At 71.9% G+C, this 16,121-nt stretch carries 16 protein-coding genes and 1 tRNA gene; 5 read left to right on the top strand and 12 right to left on the bottom strand.

The features are described 5' to 3' along the window. Positions 1-22: 22 nt before the first annotated feature. Together AC3ET4_RS03310 and AC3ET4_RS03315 are read right to left on the bottom strand one after the other, a co-directional pair. The gene (locus AC3ET4_RS03310) at positions 23-430 is read right to left on the bottom strand and encodes a PIN domain-containing protein (protein ID WP_431945645.1); all 408 of its coding nucleotides are present in this window, start codon (positions 428-430) and stop codon (positions 23-25) included. Continuing rightward, positions 427-690, bottom strand: coding sequence for a CopG family transcriptional regulator (locus tag AC3ET4_RS03315; protein WP_289935391.1), 264 nt, complete (start codon positions 688-690; stop codon positions 427-429). Before AC3ET4_RS03315 ends, AC3ET4_RS03310 begins: the two co-directional genes overlap by 4 nt. 553 nt (positions 691-1,243) lie before the next feature. Between AC3ET4_RS03315 and AC3ET4_RS03320 the strand changes: the two genes are divergently transcribed. Continuing rightward, positions 1,244-2,041: a LuxR C-terminal-related transcriptional regulator gene (locus tag AC3ET4_RS03320; RefSeq protein WP_431945647.1), complete on the top strand. Its 798-nt coding sequence runs from the start codon at positions 1,244-1,246 to the stop codon at positions 2,039-2,041. Between the two features lie 75 nt (positions 2,042-2,116). On the opposite strand, the gene AC3ET4_RS03325 is transcribed toward AC3ET4_RS03320, so the two are convergent. Together AC3ET4_RS03325 and AC3ET4_RS03330 are read right to left on the bottom strand one after the other, a co-directional pair. Next, a complete protein-coding gene (locus AC3ET4_RS03325; RefSeq protein ID WP_431945649.1) occupies positions 2,117-3,541 on the bottom strand; it encodes an SH3 domain-containing protein in 1,425 nt (474 codons plus the stop codon). A 244-nt stretch (positions 3,542-3,785) separates the two neighbouring features. Further along, positions 3,786-4,283 (bottom strand): MarR family winged helix-turn-helix transcriptional regulator, encoded by a 498-nt coding sequence (locus AC3ET4_RS03330; RefSeq protein ID WP_431945651.1) that lies wholly within the window; start codon positions 4,281-4,283, stop codon positions 3,786-3,788. A 119-nt stretch (positions 4,284-4,402) separates the two neighbouring features. On the opposite strand from AC3ET4_RS03330, the gene AC3ET4_RS03335 reads away from it, so the two are divergent. Continuing rightward, positions 4,403-5,227 (top strand): trans-aconitate 2-methyltransferase, encoded by an 825-nt coding sequence (locus tag AC3ET4_RS03335; RefSeq protein ID WP_431945653.1) that lies wholly within the window; start codon positions 4,403-4,405, stop codon positions 5,225-5,227. Positions 5,228-5,232: 5 nt separating this feature from the next. Further along, positions 5,233-5,601, top strand: coding sequence for a VOC family protein (locus tag AC3ET4_RS03340; RefSeq protein WP_431945747.1), 369 nt, complete (start codon positions 5,233-5,235; stop codon positions 5,599-5,601). Positions 5,602-5,660: 59 nt separating this feature from the next. On the opposite strand, the gene AC3ET4_RS03345 is transcribed toward AC3ET4_RS03340, so the two are convergent. The 7 genes from AC3ET4_RS03345 to AC3ET4_RS03375 all read right to left on the bottom strand — a co-directional run bounded on the left by AC3ET4_RS03345 (position 5,661) and on the right by AC3ET4_RS03375 (position 11,383). Continuing rightward, positions 5,661-6,440 (bottom strand): LPXTG cell wall anchor domain-containing protein, encoded by a 780-nt coding sequence (locus tag AC3ET4_RS03345; RefSeq protein ID WP_431945655.1) that lies wholly within the window; start codon positions 6,438-6,440, stop codon positions 5,661-5,663. Between the two features lie 156 nt (positions 6,441-6,596). Continuing rightward, positions 6,597-7,091: a hypothetical protein gene (locus AC3ET4_RS03350; protein ID WP_431945657.1), complete on the bottom strand. Its 495-nt coding sequence runs from the start codon at positions 7,089-7,091 to the stop codon at positions 6,597-6,599. A 49-nt stretch (positions 7,092-7,140) separates the two neighbouring features. Further along, a complete protein-coding gene (pth, locus tag AC3ET4_RS03355; RefSeq protein ID WP_431945659.1) occupies positions 7,141-7,743 on the bottom strand; it encodes an aminoacyl-tRNA hydrolase in 603 nt (200 codons plus the stop codon). A 64-nt stretch (positions 7,744-7,807) separates the two neighbouring features. Beyond that, positions 7,808-8,410: a 50S ribosomal protein L25/general stress protein Ctc gene (locus tag AC3ET4_RS03360; RefSeq protein ID WP_431945661.1), complete on the bottom strand. Its 603-nt coding sequence runs from the start codon at positions 8,408-8,410 to the stop codon at positions 7,808-7,810. Between the two features lie 227 nt (positions 8,411-8,637). Continuing rightward, positions 8,638-9,615 carry a ribose-phosphate diphosphokinase gene (locus AC3ET4_RS03365; protein WP_431945663.1) on the bottom strand — a complete coding sequence of 326 codons (978 nt, stop codon included), beginning with the start codon at positions 9,613-9,615 and terminating at the stop codon, positions 8,638-8,640. Between the two features lie 151 nt (positions 9,616-9,766). Continuing rightward, positions 9,767-11,206, bottom strand: coding sequence for a bifunctional UDP-N-acetylglucosamine diphosphorylase/glucosamine-1-phosphate N-acetyltransferase GlmU (glmU, locus tag AC3ET4_RS03370; protein ID WP_431945665.1), 1,440 nt, complete (start codon positions 11,204-11,206; stop codon positions 9,767-9,769). Positions 11,207-11,312: 106 nt separating this feature from the next. Beyond that, positions 11,313-11,383, bottom strand: a tRNA-Gln gene (locus AC3ET4_RS03375). A 243-nt stretch (positions 11,384-11,626) separates the two neighbouring features. Between AC3ET4_RS03375 and AC3ET4_RS03380 the strand changes: the two genes are divergently transcribed. Continuing rightward, entirely contained in the window at positions 11,627-12,616 is a 990-nt protein-coding gene (locus AC3ET4_RS03380; RefSeq protein ID WP_431945667.1) for an acyl-CoA desaturase, read from the top strand. A 76-nt stretch (positions 12,617-12,692) separates the two neighbouring features. Then, entirely contained in the window at positions 12,693-13,295 is a 603-nt protein-coding gene (locus tag AC3ET4_RS03385; protein ID WP_431945749.1) for a TetR family transcriptional regulator, read from the top strand. A gap of 91 nt (positions 13,296-13,386) precedes the next feature. On the opposite strand, the gene ppc is transcribed toward AC3ET4_RS03385, so the two are convergent. After that, the gene (gene ppc, locus AC3ET4_RS03390; protein WP_431945669.1) at positions 13,387-16,116 is read right to left on the bottom strand and encodes a phosphoenolpyruvate carboxylase; all 2,730 of its coding nucleotides are present in this window, start codon (positions 16,114-16,116) and stop codon (positions 13,387-13,389) included. Positions 16,117-16,121 lie beyond the last annotated feature (5 nt).

Here is a 16,121-nt window from a genome sequence, read left to right on the forward strand (position 1 = left end):
CCTGTCATTCCGTGCCTGGGCTTCAGACCTTGATGACAGTGGCGCGTGTTCCGCAGAGGGCCGTGAGATCTTCCGGGTCGGAGGTGAGCACGGTGACGGGCCCCGGGGCGGTGAGGGCGGTCGCGCTGAGCATGGCGTCGACGGCGTACTTGTGCCCGTGCAGGCCGGCATCGGTGAGCAGGGCGGCGGCATGGCGCGCGACTGCGTCGGTGACCGGCTCCACGACGAGGCGGGAGAGTGTCCACTCCAGCGCCGGGCGGTTGATGCCCGGGTGGACGACTTCCACCAGGGTGGCCGCTGACGTGATCACACGCAGGTCGTCGGCGCGTGCCAGGGCGAGCCAAGCGGTGACGGTGCGGTCGCGCAGCACGGCCTTGGCCAGCCCCTCGCTGTCGAGTACCAGCGTGCCGCCCGGGGCGGAGCGTGTCACGCCGCGCTCGCCTCGTCGCCGGTCTGCTGTGCGCGTGCCTCGTGGAGCTGGTCGCGCAGCGCCTGCACCTCGTCCTCGGTGATGGGACCGTGTTCTGCCTCGGCGACCTGAATGAGGTCGTTGAGATTGTCACGCTCGATCTGGCGGGCGACGGCGGCGGCGACGTAGGCGGACAGGCCGGAGGGGCCGCTGCGGGCGCGGGCGGCTTCGGCGATGTCCCGGGGCATCGTGATCGAGTACTTCTGGGTGGGCTCACTCATGCCCTTTATCCTACTTCGGATGCTACCGGCGTGCGTCGAGGCGACCGCCTTCCCCCGTGGCCAGATCGACGGTGGTCAGCGCTGAGCTGCCGTGGTACGACGGATGAGATCCCACACGGCGAGACCGCAGGTCACCCCCTCCCTCGGCCACGTCATGGACATGGACGGGGAGTCACGATCCGCGTCCCGTGCCGCGCATCGACGCGAGCGCGGGTGCCTCCGCCGTGGGGAAGCCCGCAGCCGCTGCCGGAGCTCCGCGCGCCGTTCATCGTCCACCGCTGTGGAAAACGGCACCTGGGGGCACGGCCTGGCACGATCCCAGGGAAGTCCGAACCGCCAGTTTCTCCATTCGCGCGCCTATGTCTGCCGCTGCCCCTACGCTTTTGGCAACGCCGGTGGGGGCCGGCGGCATCAGGGGGCGAGACACAGGGGTCGGCACCTGGTTGGGGGCGGCTGCCGGACCGGCGGCATGCGGCGTCCGTGCCAGGTACCGGCCCTCCGTGCCATCGACCTCGTCCGTGGGGGTAAGTGCCGAATTCCGGGAGTGGGGCCCGTGGGACGAATCCGCGTTCTCGTCGTCGACGACCACCGCATTTTCGCCGAATCGCTCGCGGCCGCCCTCGCGGCCGAACCCGACGTCGACGTCTCGGCCGCGGGCAGCGGGGCGGCCGCCCAGCGCTGCCTGGAACGCGCGGCCTCCGACGGCCGCCGCTACGACGTGCTGCTGGTCGACGCCGACCTCGGGGCGGCGACCGCCGCAGGAGGCCGCGTGCCGGGCGCGCCGAGGGCCGCCCCGCCGTCCGCGTCCGACAGCGCCGCAGAAACCGGCCTCGACGGCATCGCCCTGGTGGAACGGGTGCGGTCCGACCACTCGAGCACCCGGACTGTCGTGCTGGCGGAGCGGGACGACGCGCGCCGCGCGGCCCGCGCCCTGCAGGCCGGAGCCTCCGGCTGGGTCGCCAAGGACTGCTCGCTGTCCCGGCTGCTGGCCGTCATGCGCGGCGTCCTGCGGGACGAGACGCATCTGCCGCCCGCGCTGCTGACCGGCGTGCTGCGGGAGTTGACCACCGCCCGCCGGCACCGTACGGAGAGCGAGCGGCTGGTGGAGTCGCTGACTCCGCGCGAGCAGGAGGTGCTGCGCTGCATGGTGGCCGGCCTGGGCCGCAAGGCTGTCGCGGAACGGCTGTACCTGTCGCCGCACACCGTCCGCACCCACATGCAGAACGTGCTCGGCAAGCTGGGCGTGCACTCGACGCTGGCCGCCGTGGCGCTGGCCCGGCGGGCCGGGGTGCCGCCGGCCGACGGGGAGAGTGGACGGGTGGGGTCACCGCCCTCCGTTCAGCACGTCTGACGGCCCGGTGAACGGCGGATCGCTCTCCCCGCTATCGGGGAGAGCGACCCGCCGGGTCACCGCGGATACCCGCGGTTATTCACCGCCGACGTCGGTTTTGGCCGGCGTCGAGCGGCTGGTGTCACGGTCGTTGGCACGGTCACGATGCTGACCGTTGTCCTGACCGCGGTCATTGAGGCCGTCGAACGGGTCGCGGCTGCTGTCGCCCCGGCGGCTGTCACCGGCCTCGTCGAAGGGGTCGCGGCTGTCGTCGCCGCGGTTGTCGCCCCGGCCGTTGCCGCCGCGGCCGTTGTCGCCGCGGTTGTCGCCTCGGCCGTTGCCGCCGCGGCCGTTGTCACGGCAGTTGAAGCCGCCGTTGAAGCCGCCGTTGAAGCCGGGGCCGCTCACGAAGCCGGGAGCGCCCACGAAGCCGGGGCCGGCGATCCCGCCGACGCCTCCGACGCCTCCGACGCCACCGGGAGCCACGATGCCGGGGCCGCCGACGAAGCCGGGGCCGCCCACTCCGCCCACGCCGCCGATCCCACCGGGACCGCCGACGAAGCCGGGGCCGGCGATCCCGCCGACGCCTCCGACGCCACCGGGAGCCACGACGCCGGGGCCGCCGACGACGCCGGGGCCGCCCACTCCGCCCACTCCGCCCACGCCGCCGACGACGCCGGGAGTGCCGACGATGCCGGGCCCACCGATGACGCCGGGCCCACCGATGACGCCGGGCCCGCCGATTCCGCCGACGCCACCGCGGCCGTTGCCGCCGGGGCCGTCGCTGCGCTTGGCGAGGGCGACGCTGTCCAGGGCCTCCTCGGCACGGTCGGCATCGCGGAACGGGTCGTCCACGCCGTTGAAGCGCTGGTCGCCGCGGCCGTGATCGCGGCCGCCGCGCCCGTTGTCGCGGCAGACGACGCCACCGATCCCACCGATGACGCCGGGGACGCCCACGATGCCGGGGCCGGCGATCCCGCCGACGCCTCCGACGCCTCCGACGCCTCCGACACCTCCGACACCTCCGACGCCACCGACGCCTCCGACGCCGCTGCACCAGCCCGGCGCCGGGCCGACGTTGGCGACGAAGCGGGCCGAGGACCAGGCCCAGTAGTTGCCGCTCAGCTGGTACCAGCGTGGGTTGCCGGCGATGGGACTGCCCATGGACTTGCAGACGATGGCCACCAGGGCGTTGTAGGGGATGACGCCGACGCTGGGGTACTGGACGCCCGGTCCGCTGCGGACGCGCAGCCCCGTACGGGCGACGACGCGGCCCTGGAACAGGGCCGCGTGGGGGGAGCGTGCGGAGGACACCGCCACTTCACGGGACAGGTCGCGGAGACGCTCCGATGGGGAAACGAGTTCACTTTGGCCGTCCGGTCCCGGAGCGGCAGGCACCCCGGCGGCAGGCCGGCCGTCGGTGGCGAAGGCAGTGCCCATGGTGCCGATGGCGAGGGTGCCGGCCAAGGCGCCGGTCACCGCGGTTGCGGCTATCTTGCTTGCGCGGGTGTGCAGAGTCATCTGCATCTCCAAGGTGGAGCGGGACCCGGCGGGGTCCAGGGAAATGGAAGCCGGACGCGCCCCGACCGCCTTCCACTTGACGTTGTCGGAATGTGGTGCGCCGGCAGCCGCACATGTGCCCATTTGAGCCTTTATGCGGCGTTCACGGTCATCACGCTAAGTGCGCCACTTTGTGTGCGCAACTGGTGGCGGAGCGTGGCCGTCCGTGATCATTCCCAGGGGCGTCACGCCGCGTCGCCGGGCGTCAGCCGGGGATGTTGTCGAACGGCGCGGTCAACTGTCGGAGCAAATTCGCGAGTTCCCCGCGCTGGCGGCCGGTGAGCTGCGCGAGGATGGCCCGCTCCTGGGCCAGCAGGCCCGCCAGGGCCTGGTCTGCGCGGTCCCGCCCCTCCGGGGTGAGCCGTACGAGGACACCGCGCCGGTCCGACGGGTCGGGCAGCCGCTCCACGAGCCCCTTCTTGGCGAGCCGGTCGATCCGGTTGGTCATCGTGCCGGAGGTGACCAGCGTCTGGGTCAGCAGCGCTCCGGGGGAGAGCTGGTAGGGCGCCCCCGCGCGGCGCAGGGAGGTGAGCACGTCGAACTCCCAGGGCTCGAGACCGTGCTCGGAGAACGCGAGCCTGCGGGCCCGGTCCAGGTGCCGCGCCAGCCTGCTGACCCGGCTGAGCACCTCGAGTGGCTCGACGTCGAGGTCAGGGCGCTCCCGGCGCCACGCAGCGACCAGCCGATCGACCTCGTCCTCCATGAGGATCAGTGTAGTGGTTGTGTCGACATGAAGTCTCTTGATGTCAAGAGATTAGCCCGGCGAGCTTGTGGGCAAGGTCGGCGGCAGAAGAGATGCGTCCTCGCCAGGGAGTTCGAAACATGTCCACAGCAACAGACTGGGACCCCCAGCAGTATCTGCGTCACTCCACCCACCGCACCCGGCCCTTCCACGATCTGCTGGCACGGATACCCGAGCTCCCCTCGGCCGGCCCGCGGATAGCCGACATCGGCTGCGGCCCGGGCAATGTGACCGCCCTCCTCGCGCAGCGCTGGCCCGGCGCCCGCATCACCGGTCTCGACAGCTCCGCCGAGATGCTGGAGGCGGCACGCGCCCACGAGGGTCCCACCCCCGGCGGCGGCAGCCTGACCTTCCGTGCCGCCGACGCCGCCCACTGGACACCCGACGACACCTACGACCTGATCGTCTCCAACGCCGCCCTGCAGTGGGTGGAGGGCCACGCCGAGCGCTTCCCCCTCTGGGTGGAGCACCTCGCCCCCGGTGGCGTCCTCGCCTTCCAGGTCCCCGGCAACTTCACCTCGCCCAGTCACGCGCTGCTGGGCGACCTCTGCGACTCCCCGGCCTGGCGGGACCGCCTCGGCGACGGCCACGGCCGGCGCTATGTCCACATCCTCCAGCCCGCCGACTACCTGGAACGGCTGATCGAGATCCCCGAGATCGAGGTGGACGTCGACGTCTGGGAGACCACCTATGTGCAGCTCCTGCAGGGCGAGGACGCGGTCCTCGAATGGACCAAGGGGACGGCGCTGCGCCCTGTGCTGACCGCCCTGGAGGCCGACCCCGAGGCCACCGCCGAGTTCCTCGACCAGTACCGGGACCTGCTGCGCAAGGCCTATCCGGCGGGGCCGCACGGCACCGTCTTCCCCTTCCGGCGGATCTTCGCCGTGGCACGGAAAGCGAGATGACCCCGGTGATCACCGCCCTCGACCATGTCCAGCTCGCCGCCCCGCCCGGCTCCGAGGAGACCCTGCGCGCCTTCTATGCGGGGGTCCTGGGGATGAGCGAGGTCCCCAAGCCGCCGGTACTCGCCGCCCGCGGCGGCTGCTGGTTCGCCGCCGGCCCGGTCCAGCTGCACATCGGCGTCGAGGAGGACTTCCGCCCCGCGCGGAAGGCCCATCCGGGCCTGCGGGTCAGCGGCATCGAGGCCTACGCGGACCGGCTGGAGGCCCGTGGCGCCGTGGTCGTCTGGGACGGCGCCCTGCCGGGACACCGCCGCTTCTACACCGACGACCCGTGCGGCAACCGTCTGGAGTTCCTCGAGCCCGTCGGCGCCGTGTGAAGCGCCGGCCGCGCCGGTCCCCTGCGGGGGACCGGCGCGGCCGGCGCGTATCCGCCCGGTCAGTGCTGCGCGGCGCCCTTGCGGCGGCGCGTCACCAGCACGGCGCCCGCGCCCACCAGCAGCAGCGCGCCGAGGGCGAGGCCGCCGACCTGCGCGCCGGTCTCGGCCAACCCGCCGCCCTCCGTGCCGGACGTGTCGGAGGCGCCGGGGGAGCCCGCCGGGGTGGAGTCCGTGCCGGACGGGGCCGCGGTGGCGGGGGCCGAGCCGTTCGGCTGCTCACCGGTTCCCGGAGCGGACGCCGACGGCGCCCCGGAAGCGGCGGGCGGCTGCGGGGCCGTGGGGGACGCCGAGCCGGTGGGCGGCTGCGAGGCGGTCGGCGAGGCGGAGCCCGGAGGCTGCGTCCCGGTGCCGCCGTCGCCTTCGCCGTCGTCCGCGCAGTCGACCCAGAACACCTTGTGCTTGGCCTTGCCGTGCTCCCCGTCGAAGTTCCAGAAGAGCTTGTAGTGGCCGTCCGGGAGGGCCTGGTCCTCCGTGCGCTCGTGTCCGGAACCGTCGAGGGCCAGCGAGCCGGACTTCACCGTCTCGCCCTTGTCACCGCCGGTCGGGGACCACCGCTCGATGTGCCAGTCGGCCTGCTGGGCGCCGTCGAAGCGGAAGCCGTCGAGATAGAAGGTGCAGACGTGCGGCTCGTTCTGGTGGAGCTCCTCGCCGGTCTTCGCGTCGTGGATCTTCACATTGCCGTTGTCGCCGGGAGCGTTGTGCGCGAGGGCGGCGGGGGCGAACAGCGCGGACGCTGCCAGGGCCACCGTCGCCGCGCACGCCGTGGTGAGGGCGCGCATGGGCATACCACCTTCAAGGTGTGAAAGACGGAATGCGGGGGGAGGTGCCCAGATTCCTCTGTCGATCACCGACACGTCAAGAAAGCTCCGTGCCCATTGATCACACGGCGTCCCCTATGCCCCATGGATGCGGGATAACGATCAGGCCACCCGCCCTCACGAGGTGAGAAAGGCCGCCCCGAGGAGCGCGGCGCCGGCCGCGGCGGCGGTCCAGGCAGTGCGCGGCCAGCGCAGACCCCCGGCCAGGACCAGCGCGGCCAGCAGGAGAGCGCCGCCCAGCGGAATCCAGGCGTGCAGCACGCCGGGGAGCCCGCTGCGCACGACGTCGTCCGTGCCGGGCTTGACCGCCACCGGTATCCGCTCGCCGGTGCGGTGGGTGACCGCCTTGTCGATCGTCACCTCGTCCCGGGGCGAGCCGAGGCCCTCGGGCACGAAGGGCCCGGTGCAGGTGCCGGGGCCGCAGGCGGAGACCGTCATGGTGCCCTGCTCGCGGCCCTTGGTGAGCATGACGTGCTGGGCGGTCTTCCACGAGGTCCACACTCCGGCCGCCAACATGATCAGGACCAGTGCGCCCAGCAGGACGATGCGGCCGACCAGCAGCAGGCCCCGGACGCTTTCGGCGGTGCGGCGGGCAAGACTCCGTTTGACCATGCGGGCGATCCTTGGCCATCGCCCGGCACTCGGTCAACTCGCGCTCCGGTCACCCGTTGTAGGTGCTCTGCGCTTTCTCCAGGCCTTCACGGATGAGCGACTCGACCGCGTCGGCCGCGCGGTCCACGAACCACTCGAGCTCCTTGCGCTCGGCCGAGGAGAAGTCCTTGAGGACGAAGTCCGCGACCTGCATCCGGCCCGGCGGGCGACCGATGCCGCAGCGCACCCGCAGGTATTCGGGGCCGAGCGCCTTGGTGATCGACTTCAGGCCGTTGTGGCCGTTGTCGCCGCCGCCCATCTTCAGCCGCAGGGTGGCGTAGTCGATGTCCAACTCGTCGTGCACCGCGACGAGGTTGCCGAGCGGCACCTTGTAGAAGTCGCGCAGCGCCGTCACCGGGCCGCCGGAGAGGTTCATGTACGTCATCGGCTTGGCCAGCACGACGCGGCGGCCGCCGATGCGTCCCTCGACGACCTGGGACCGGCTCTTGTGGGTCTTGAAGCGCCCGCCGATCCGTTCGGCGAGCAGATCGGCGACCATGAAGCCGATGTTGTGCCGGTTGCCGGCGTACTCCGGTCCGGGGTTGCCCAGACCCGCCACCAGCCAGGGCCCCTCGGGGGCGCTTTCCGCTGCGCTCATGCTCATGCCGTCCATTCAACAGGACCGCCGCCCCGCTCCTCGCGGAGTGGGGCGGCGGCCGGGAAGCGCGTGCGACCTCTTACTCGGCAGCGGCCTCGGCGCCCTCGCCCTCGGCGCCCTCGCCCTCGGCGGGAGCCTCGGCCTGGGCGGCGACGACCTGCAGGACGACGGTGTCCTCGTCGACGGCCAGCGTGGTGCCCTTGGGCAGCGGGATGTCCTTGGCGAGGATGGAGGTACCGGCCTCCAGGCCCTCGACGGAGACGGTGACGCCGTCGGGGATGTGGGTCGCCTCGGCCTCGACCGGCAGCGAGTTCAGGACGTGCTCCAGCAGGTTGCCGCCCGGGGCCAGCTCGCCCTCGGTGCTGACGACGACCTCGACGGTGACCTTCTCGCCGCGCTTGACCGCGAGCAGGTCCACGTGCTCCAGGAAGCCCTTCAGCGGGTCGCGCTGGACGGCCTTGGGGATGACCAGCTCCTTGCCGTCGCCCTCGATGTCCAGGCTGATCAGGACGTTCGGGGTGCGCAGGGCGAGCAGCAGCTCGTGGCCGGGCAGGGTGACGTGCTTGGGCTCGGCGCCGTGGCCGTAGATGACGCCGGGGACCTGGTGGGCACGGCGGACGCGACGGGCCGCGCCCTTGCCGAACTCGGTACGCACCTGCGCGGTGATCTGGACCTCGGACATGGGGATCACACTCCTCGTGGAGACGACGGGACTCGTGTCGGTCGCCCAGCCCACGACGGGCCGTTCCACTTGCGAGGAGCGCGTCGATAACGGAGGGCCCGCACAGACGCGGACGGCCTCCCTCGCCGAGCAACTCGCTGAGTCTACCCGGCGGGGAGGCCGCCCCGGAAATCGATCAGTGGGCGCGCAACGCGGCCCGCGACCGTGGTGCGCGGTGGGCGCCCGTGTCAGTGCCCGTCTTCGAAGAGGCTGGTCACGGAGCCGTCCTCGAAGACCTCGCGGACCGCGTTGGCGATCGTCGGAGCGATCGACAGCACCGTGATCTTGTCCAGGTGGAGCTCGCCCGGCGTCGGCAGCGTGTCGGTGAAGACGAACTCGCTGACCCGGGAGTTCTTCAGCCGGTCCGCGGCCGGGCCGGACAGGACGCCGTGGGTGGCGGTCACGATGACGTCCTCGGCGCCGTTGGCGAACAGCGCGTCGGCCGCGGCGCAGATGGTGCCGCCGGTGTCGATCATGTCGTCCACCAGGACGCAGATGCGGCCGCGCACATCGCCGACCACCTCGTGCACGGTGACCTGGTTGGCGACGTCCGGGTCGCGCCGCTTGTGGACGATCGCCAGCGGCGCACCCAGGCGGTCGCACCAGCGGTCGGCCACGCGCACCCGGCCGGCGTCGGGGGAGACGACGGTCAGCTTCGAGCGGTCGACCTTCGCGGCCACGTAGTCCGCCAGGATCGGCAGCGCGAACAGGTGGTCCACCGGGCCGTCGAAGAAGCCCTGGATCTGGTCGGTGTGCAGGTCGACGGTGAGGATGCGGTCGGCGCCCGCGGTCTTCATCAGGTCGGCGACAAGGCGGGCCGAGATCGGCTCGCGGCCGCGGTGCTTCTTGTCCTGGCGGGCGTAGCCGTAGAAGGGCACGACCACGGTGATGCGCTTGGCGGAGGCCCGCTTCAGCGCGTCGATCATGATCAGCTGCTCCATGAGCCACTTGTTGATGGGAGCGGTGTGGCTCTGTATGACGAAGGCGTCCGAGCCGCGCGCCGACTCCTCGAAGCGCACGTAGATCTCGCCGTTCGCGAAGTCGAAGGCCTTCGTCGGCACAAGGTTGACGCCCAGCTCACGTGCCACCTCCTCCGCGAGCTCGGGGTGTGCGCGGCCGGAGAAGAGCATGAGCTTCTTCTCACCGGTCGTCTTGATCCCGGTCACTGCACCGTCTCCTTGGTGTTCAACGCAGCTTCGCCTTCGGTCAGGGGAGCTGGCGGAATTGTGTGCACCTCACACGGTACGCGCTGCATGGCGCGACCGCGCACGTGGGGAAGGCCACTTCGCCTCCGCTCCCCGTCAGCCGCGTGGCCGGTCAGACCTCCGGGGCTGCCTGGGCGGCCTGTTCGGCGGCGTGGGCCGCGGCGCTGCCGGGCCGCTTCCTGGCCACCCAGCCCTCGATGTTGCGCTGCTGCCCGCGCGCGACGGCGAGCGAACCGGCCGGCACGTCCTTGGTGATCACCGAGCCCGCGGCGGTGTAGGCGCCGTCCCCGACTGTCACGGGGGCCACGAACATGTTGTCGGAGCCGGTGCGGCAGTGGGAGCCGATCGTGGTGTGGTGCTTGTGCTGCCCGTCGTAGTTCACGAAGACGCTGGCGGCGCCGATGTTGGTGTGGTCGCCGATCGTCGCGTCGCCGACGTACGACAGATGCGGCACCTTGGTGCCCTCGCCGACGGTGGCGTTCTTCATCTCGACGTAGGTGCCGGCCTTCGACTTCGGGCCGAGCCGGGTGCCCGGGCGCAGATAGGCGTAGGGGCCGACCGTGGCGGCCTCGCCGATCTCCGCGCCCACGGCCACGGTGTTGCTCACCGTCGCGCCGGGGCCGACCGATGTGTCGGTCAGCGTGCAGTTGGGGCCGACCTCGGCGCCCGGGGCGAGCCGGGTCGTGCCGTAGAGCTGGGTGTTCGGCAGTACAAGGGTGTCGGGTGCGAACTCCACCGTGACGTCCACCCAGGTCGACACCGGGTCCATGATCGTCGCGCCGGCCAGCATCGCCCGGTTCAGCAGCCGGTCGTTGAGGATGCGGCGGGCCTCGGCGAGCTGTACGCGGTTGTTGATGCCGGCGATCTCCCGGTGGTCCTCGGCGGCCGAGGCGCCGACGCGGTGGCCGGCCTCGCGCAGGATGCCGAGGGTGTCGGTGAGGTACTCCTCGCCCTGGGCGTTGTCGGTGGTCACCTTGGCCAGCGCCTCCGCGAGCAGTTGTGCGTCGAAGGCGTACACCCCGGAGTTGATCTCACGCAGCGCCCGCTGCTCGTCGGTGGCGTCCTTCTGCTCGACGATGGCGAGCACCGAGCCGTCGTCGCCGCGGACGATGCGGCCGTAGCCGGTCGGGTCGGGCACCTCGGCGGTCAGCACGGTGACGGCGTTGCCGTCGGCGGCGTGCGCCTCGACCAGCGCGCGCAGGGTGTCCGGGGTGAGCAGCGGGGTGTCGCCTGCGGCGATCACCACCGTGCCGGTCAGCTCCGGGAGTTCCGCGAGGCCGGCCCGGACGGCGTGGCCGGTGCCGTTCCGCTCGTACTGCACGGCGGTGCGGACCGACGCGTCGGTCTCGGCCAGGTGGGCGGTCACCTGCTCGCGGGCGTGGCCGACGACGACCAGCAGGTGCTCGGGCTCGAGCGCGCGGGCCGCCGCCACGACGTGCCCGACCAGTGTCCGGCCGCTGATCGCGTGCAGGACCTTGGGAGTCGCGGACTTCATACGGGTGCCCTCACCCGCGGCAAGGACGATGACGGCAGCCGGGCGGTGGGCGCTCACGGAAGGGCTCCTCGGCGTGGGGTGATGGTCACCCGAAGGATACCGGGGCGTTTCGGGCGGTGAACGCGGAAGGGTCGCGGCGCTCGCCGCGACCCTTCCACCCGCGCTCCGCTGCCAGGATTCGAACCCGGACTTAAGGGACCAAAACCCTCAGTGCTGCCGTTACACCACAGCGGATGGACGCCCCGGCCGAGCAGGATATCCGTCCACCTGCCCCGCCGGCCCCCACCACTATGCCGCACTGGCCGCCTCCCGTGCGACGAGAAAGACCGGTGCTGTCCCTCCACGAACGTGGGTACATCTCACAAGAGCCGCATAGCGTCGACACGCGCGCTCTGGCCGTCCGCAACTTAGCGCTGCCATACTTACGAAGCCGTAAGTTACGGTGGCGTAGCCCCCGACCTTCATTGAGGGACCACCATGACCACACAGACCGACGTGATCACCGAGTCCCCGGACCCCGGTGCCGGCGGCGGGGCCCCCGCTCCCCGCGCCACCCTCGGTGGTGACAAGAAGCAGTCGCTCGAGCAGATCACCCTCGGACTCTTCATCGGCATCCCCTTCCTCGCCCTTGTCGCGGCCGTCCCGCTCGCCTGGGGATGGGGCATGAGCTGGCTCGACCTCGGGCTGATGGTGGGGATGTACTTCCTCGGCTGCCACGGCATCACCATCGGCTTCCACCGGCACTTCACGCACGGCTCGTTCAAGGCCAAGCGCCCGCTGAAGATCGCCCTGGCCATCGCCGGGTCGATGGCGGTCGAGGGGCCGATCGTGCGCTGGGTCGCCGACCACCGCAGGCACCACAAGTTCTCCGACGCCGAAGGCGACCCGCACAGCCCCTGGCGGTACGGCGAGACCGTCCCCGCCCTGCTCAAGGGCCTGTGGTGGGCCCACATGGGATGGATGTTCGACGAGGAGCAGACCCCCCAGCACAAGTACGCCCCCGACCTGATCAAGGACCCGGCGATCCGCCGGATCAGCCGCGACTTCTGGCTGTGGACGACGGTCTCCCTGCTGCTCCCGCCGCTGATCGGCGGCCTGGCGACGATGTCCTGGACCGGTGCGGCCACCGCCTTCTTCTGGGGCTCCCTGGTCCGCGTGGCCCTGCTGCACCACGTCACCTGGTCGATCAACTCGATCTGCCACGCGGTCGGCAAGCGCCCCTTCCGCTCCCGCGACAAGTCGGGCAACGTCTGGTGGCTGGCCGTGCTGTCCTGCGGCGAGTCCTGGCACAACCTGCACCACGCCGACCCCACCGCTGCCCGGCACGGGGTGCTGCGCGGCCAGATCGACTCCAGCGCCCGCATCATCCGCTGGTTCGAACTCCTCGGCTGGGCCAGTGACGTACGGTGGCCGAGCGCTGACCGCATCGCGGCCCGCCGCCGGGAGGACGTCGGCGAAGCGGCATGATGGGCGGGTGAGCGACGGCAGAAGTAGCAGCAGGGGCAGCGACGGCGCACCGTCGCGGCGTACCCGGCGGGTGCGCATGACGGGCAAGGAACGCCGCGAGCAACTCCTCGACGTGGGGCGCGCGCTCTTCGCCGAACGCGGTTTCGAGGGCACCTCCGTCGAGGAGATCGCCCACAAGGCGGGCGTGTCCAAGCCGGTCGTGTACGAGCACTTCGGCGGCAAGGAAGGCCTCTACGCCGTCGTCGTGGACCGTGAGATGCGCTGCCTGCTGGACATGGTCACCGGTGCCCTGACCGGTGGCCACCCCCGGGAACTGCTGGAAGAGGCCGCCTTCGCCCTGCTCGACTACATCGAGCAGGACACCGACGGCTTCCGGATCCTCGTCCGGGACTCGCCGGTCGCCCAGTCGACCGGCACCTTCGCCTCGTTGATCAGTGACATCGCCACCCAGGTGGAGGACATCCTGGGCATGGAGTTCAAGCAGCGCGGCTTCGACGCCAAGCTCGCCCCGCTCTACGCGCAGGCGCTGGTCGGGATGGTCGCGCTCACCGGGCAGTGGTGGCTGGACGCCCAGAAGCCCAAGAAGGCGGAGGTCGTCGCCCATCTGGTGAACCTCTCCTGGAACGGGCTGTCCGGACTGGAGCCCAGGCCCCGCCTGATCGGCCACCGCAAGAACTGACGCCGTCGCGGGCGACGCCCCGGCGCGACGGCGAGGGCGGTACCTCCCCCTGCGGGGAGGCACCGCCCTCGCCGTGTCCAGAGGGGCCAGGTCAGCCGGTGTTGCGCAGCCCCGCCGCCACGCCGTTGACCGTCAGCAGCAGCGCGCGGGCGAGCAGCGGGTCGGGCTCCTCGCCCCGCGCGGCGGCCTCGCGCTGCCGGTGCAGGAGCGCCACCTGCAGATAGGAGATCGGGTCCAGGTAGGCGTCCCGGATCCGGAAGGTCTGCTGGAGCACCGGCTGCGCGTCCAGGAGCGCGTCCTCACCGGTGATCCGCAGCACCTCGGCGACCGTCAGCTCGTGCTCGGCCTTGATCGCGTCGAAGACGTGCCGGAGCTCGTCCGGCACCAGGGTGTCGACGTAGTGCCCGGCGATCCGCAGGTCCGTCTTGGCCAGCGTCATCTCGACGTTGGACAGGAAGTTCCGGAAGAAGTGCCACTGCTCGTACGCCTCGGCGATGTCCGCCTCCAGGCCCGCCTCGCGGGCGGCCTTGAGGCCTGATCCCACGCCGAACCAGCCGGGCACGATCTGCCGCGACTGCGTCCAGCCGAACACCCACGGGATGGCCCGCAGCCCGTCCAGGCCGGCCCCGCTGTCCGGGCGGCGCGAGGGGCGCGAGCCCAGGTGCAGCTCGGCCAGCTGGTCCACCGGGGTGGAGGCGAAGAAGTACGCCGGCAGGTCCGGATCCTCCACCAGCCGCCGGTACGCCTCGTGCGCGGCGTCGGAGACCACGTCCATGGCCGCGTCCCAGCGCGACAGCGCCTCCTCGGACTGCCGGGGCGCGGTGTGCAGCGCCGAGGCCTGCAGCGTGGCCGAGACCGTCAGTTCCAGGTTCTCCCTCGCCAGGGACGGGATCAGGTACTTGTCGGAGATGACCTCGCCTTGCTCGGTCACCTTGATCTCGCCCTCCAGCGTGCCCCACGGCTGCGCCAGGATCGCGTCGTGCGTCGGGCCGCCGCCCCGGCCGACCGTGCCGCCGCGGCCGTGGAACAGCCGCAGCCGCACCCCGTGGCGGTGCGCCACGTCGCGCAGCCGGCGCTGCGCCCGGTGGATCTCCCACTGCGAGGTCGTGATGCCGCCGAACTTCGACGAGTCGCTGTAGCCCAGCATGACCTCCTGCACGTCGCCGCGGAGCGAGACGAGCTTGCGGTAGGAGGGGTCGGAGAGCATCTCGTCGAGCAGCCGGTCGGCGACCTTCAGCTCGTCGGTGGTCTCCAGCAGCGGCACGATGCCGATCTTGGCGACGCCCGCGTGCAGGTCGATCAGCCCGGCCTCACGGGCCAGCACCGCCGCCGCGAAGACGTCGTCGGAGCCCAGGCACATGGAGATGATGTACGACTCGACGATCTCCGGCCCGAACCGCTCGAAGGCCTCCCGCACCGTGTGGAAGACGCCCAGCGTCTTCGCCCCCGCGGCGTCCAGCGGCGCGGGGGAGGGCGCCAGCGGACGCCGCGACCGCAGCTCCTTGGCGAGCAGTTTGCGCCGGTAGTCCCGCGGCATGTCCGCGTACCGCCAGGACTCCTCGCCCAGCCGGTCGAAGAGCTGGCCCAGGGCGTGGTGGTGGGCGTCGGCGTGCTCGCGGACGTCCATCGTGGCCAGTTGCAGGCCGAAGGCGGCGATCGTGCGGATGGTCCGGTCCAGCCGGCCGGTGGCGATCAGCTCGCCGCGGTTGGCGCGCAGCGAGTCCTGCAGCAGCCGCAGATCGGCCAGGAGGCCGGTGGTGCCGAGGTAGTCGCGGCCGGGCACGTGCGGTGTGCCGGCGGCCAGCCGCTCCCGGGTGTTGAGCAGCTTCTGCCGGATGCAGGTGGCCTTGAGGCGGTAGGGCTCCTCCGCGTTCAGCCGCTTGTAGCGGGGGCTGATCTCCGGCAGGCGCCGCAGGTCCTCCTCCAGGTCGGCCAGCAGCTCGGGGGAGGCGCCGCAGTTGCGGATCGAGTTGGACAGCGCCGCGCGCAGTTCGTCGACCAGCGCCAGGGCGTCGGTGATGCCGTGCTCGTGCTGCAGGATCAGCACGTCCCAGGTGACCTGCGGGGTCACGTTGGGGTTGCCGTCCCGGTCGCCGCCGATCCAGGTGCCGAAGGTCAGCGGGCGGGTCTCCGCGGGCAGCGGCACGCCGACCCGGTCGAGCTCGACCGCCAGGTCCTCGAGCACGTCGCCGACCGCGCCGGCGTGCAACTCGTCCAGGTAGTAGATGGCGTTGCGCGCCTCGTCGGCGGGTTCGGGGCGCACGACCCGCAGTTCGTCGGTCTGCCAGAGCAGATCGATGTTCTCGGCCAGCCGAAGGTCGCTGCGGCGGCGGTCGCCGCCGGCCGTGCTGGACTCCTCCAGCAGGGCGGCGATCACCCGCAGCTTGTTCAGCACGCTGCGGCGGGCCGCCTCGGTGGGGTGCGCGGTGAAGACGGGGCGCACGTTGAGGTTGCGCACCGTCTGGCGCAGGTGCTCCGGGTCGGCGTCCTTGAGCAGGTCGACCGTACGGGCCAGCAGCCCTCCGTCGACCGCCCTGCGCGAGCGCAGTTCACGGCCGCGGTGCACCTGCTCGGTGACGTTCGCGAGGTGGAAGTAGGTGGAGAACGCCCGTACCAGCTTGGCCGCGGTCTCCAGATCGGTCTCGCCGAGCAGGGCGGCGGCGGCCTCGCCGTCGCTGCGGGTCAGTGCCCGCACCTTCTCGACCAGATCGAGGAGCTCCGGGCCCTCCTGCCGGACGAGTGTCCCGCCGAGAAGGTCTCCCAGGCGGCGGATGTCCGCGCGGAGGGGGGCGCTGCCGGTGGTGTTGTCGGCGCTGCTCACAGGTG

Source organism: Actinacidiphila sp. bgisy167 (genome assembly GCF_057707665.1).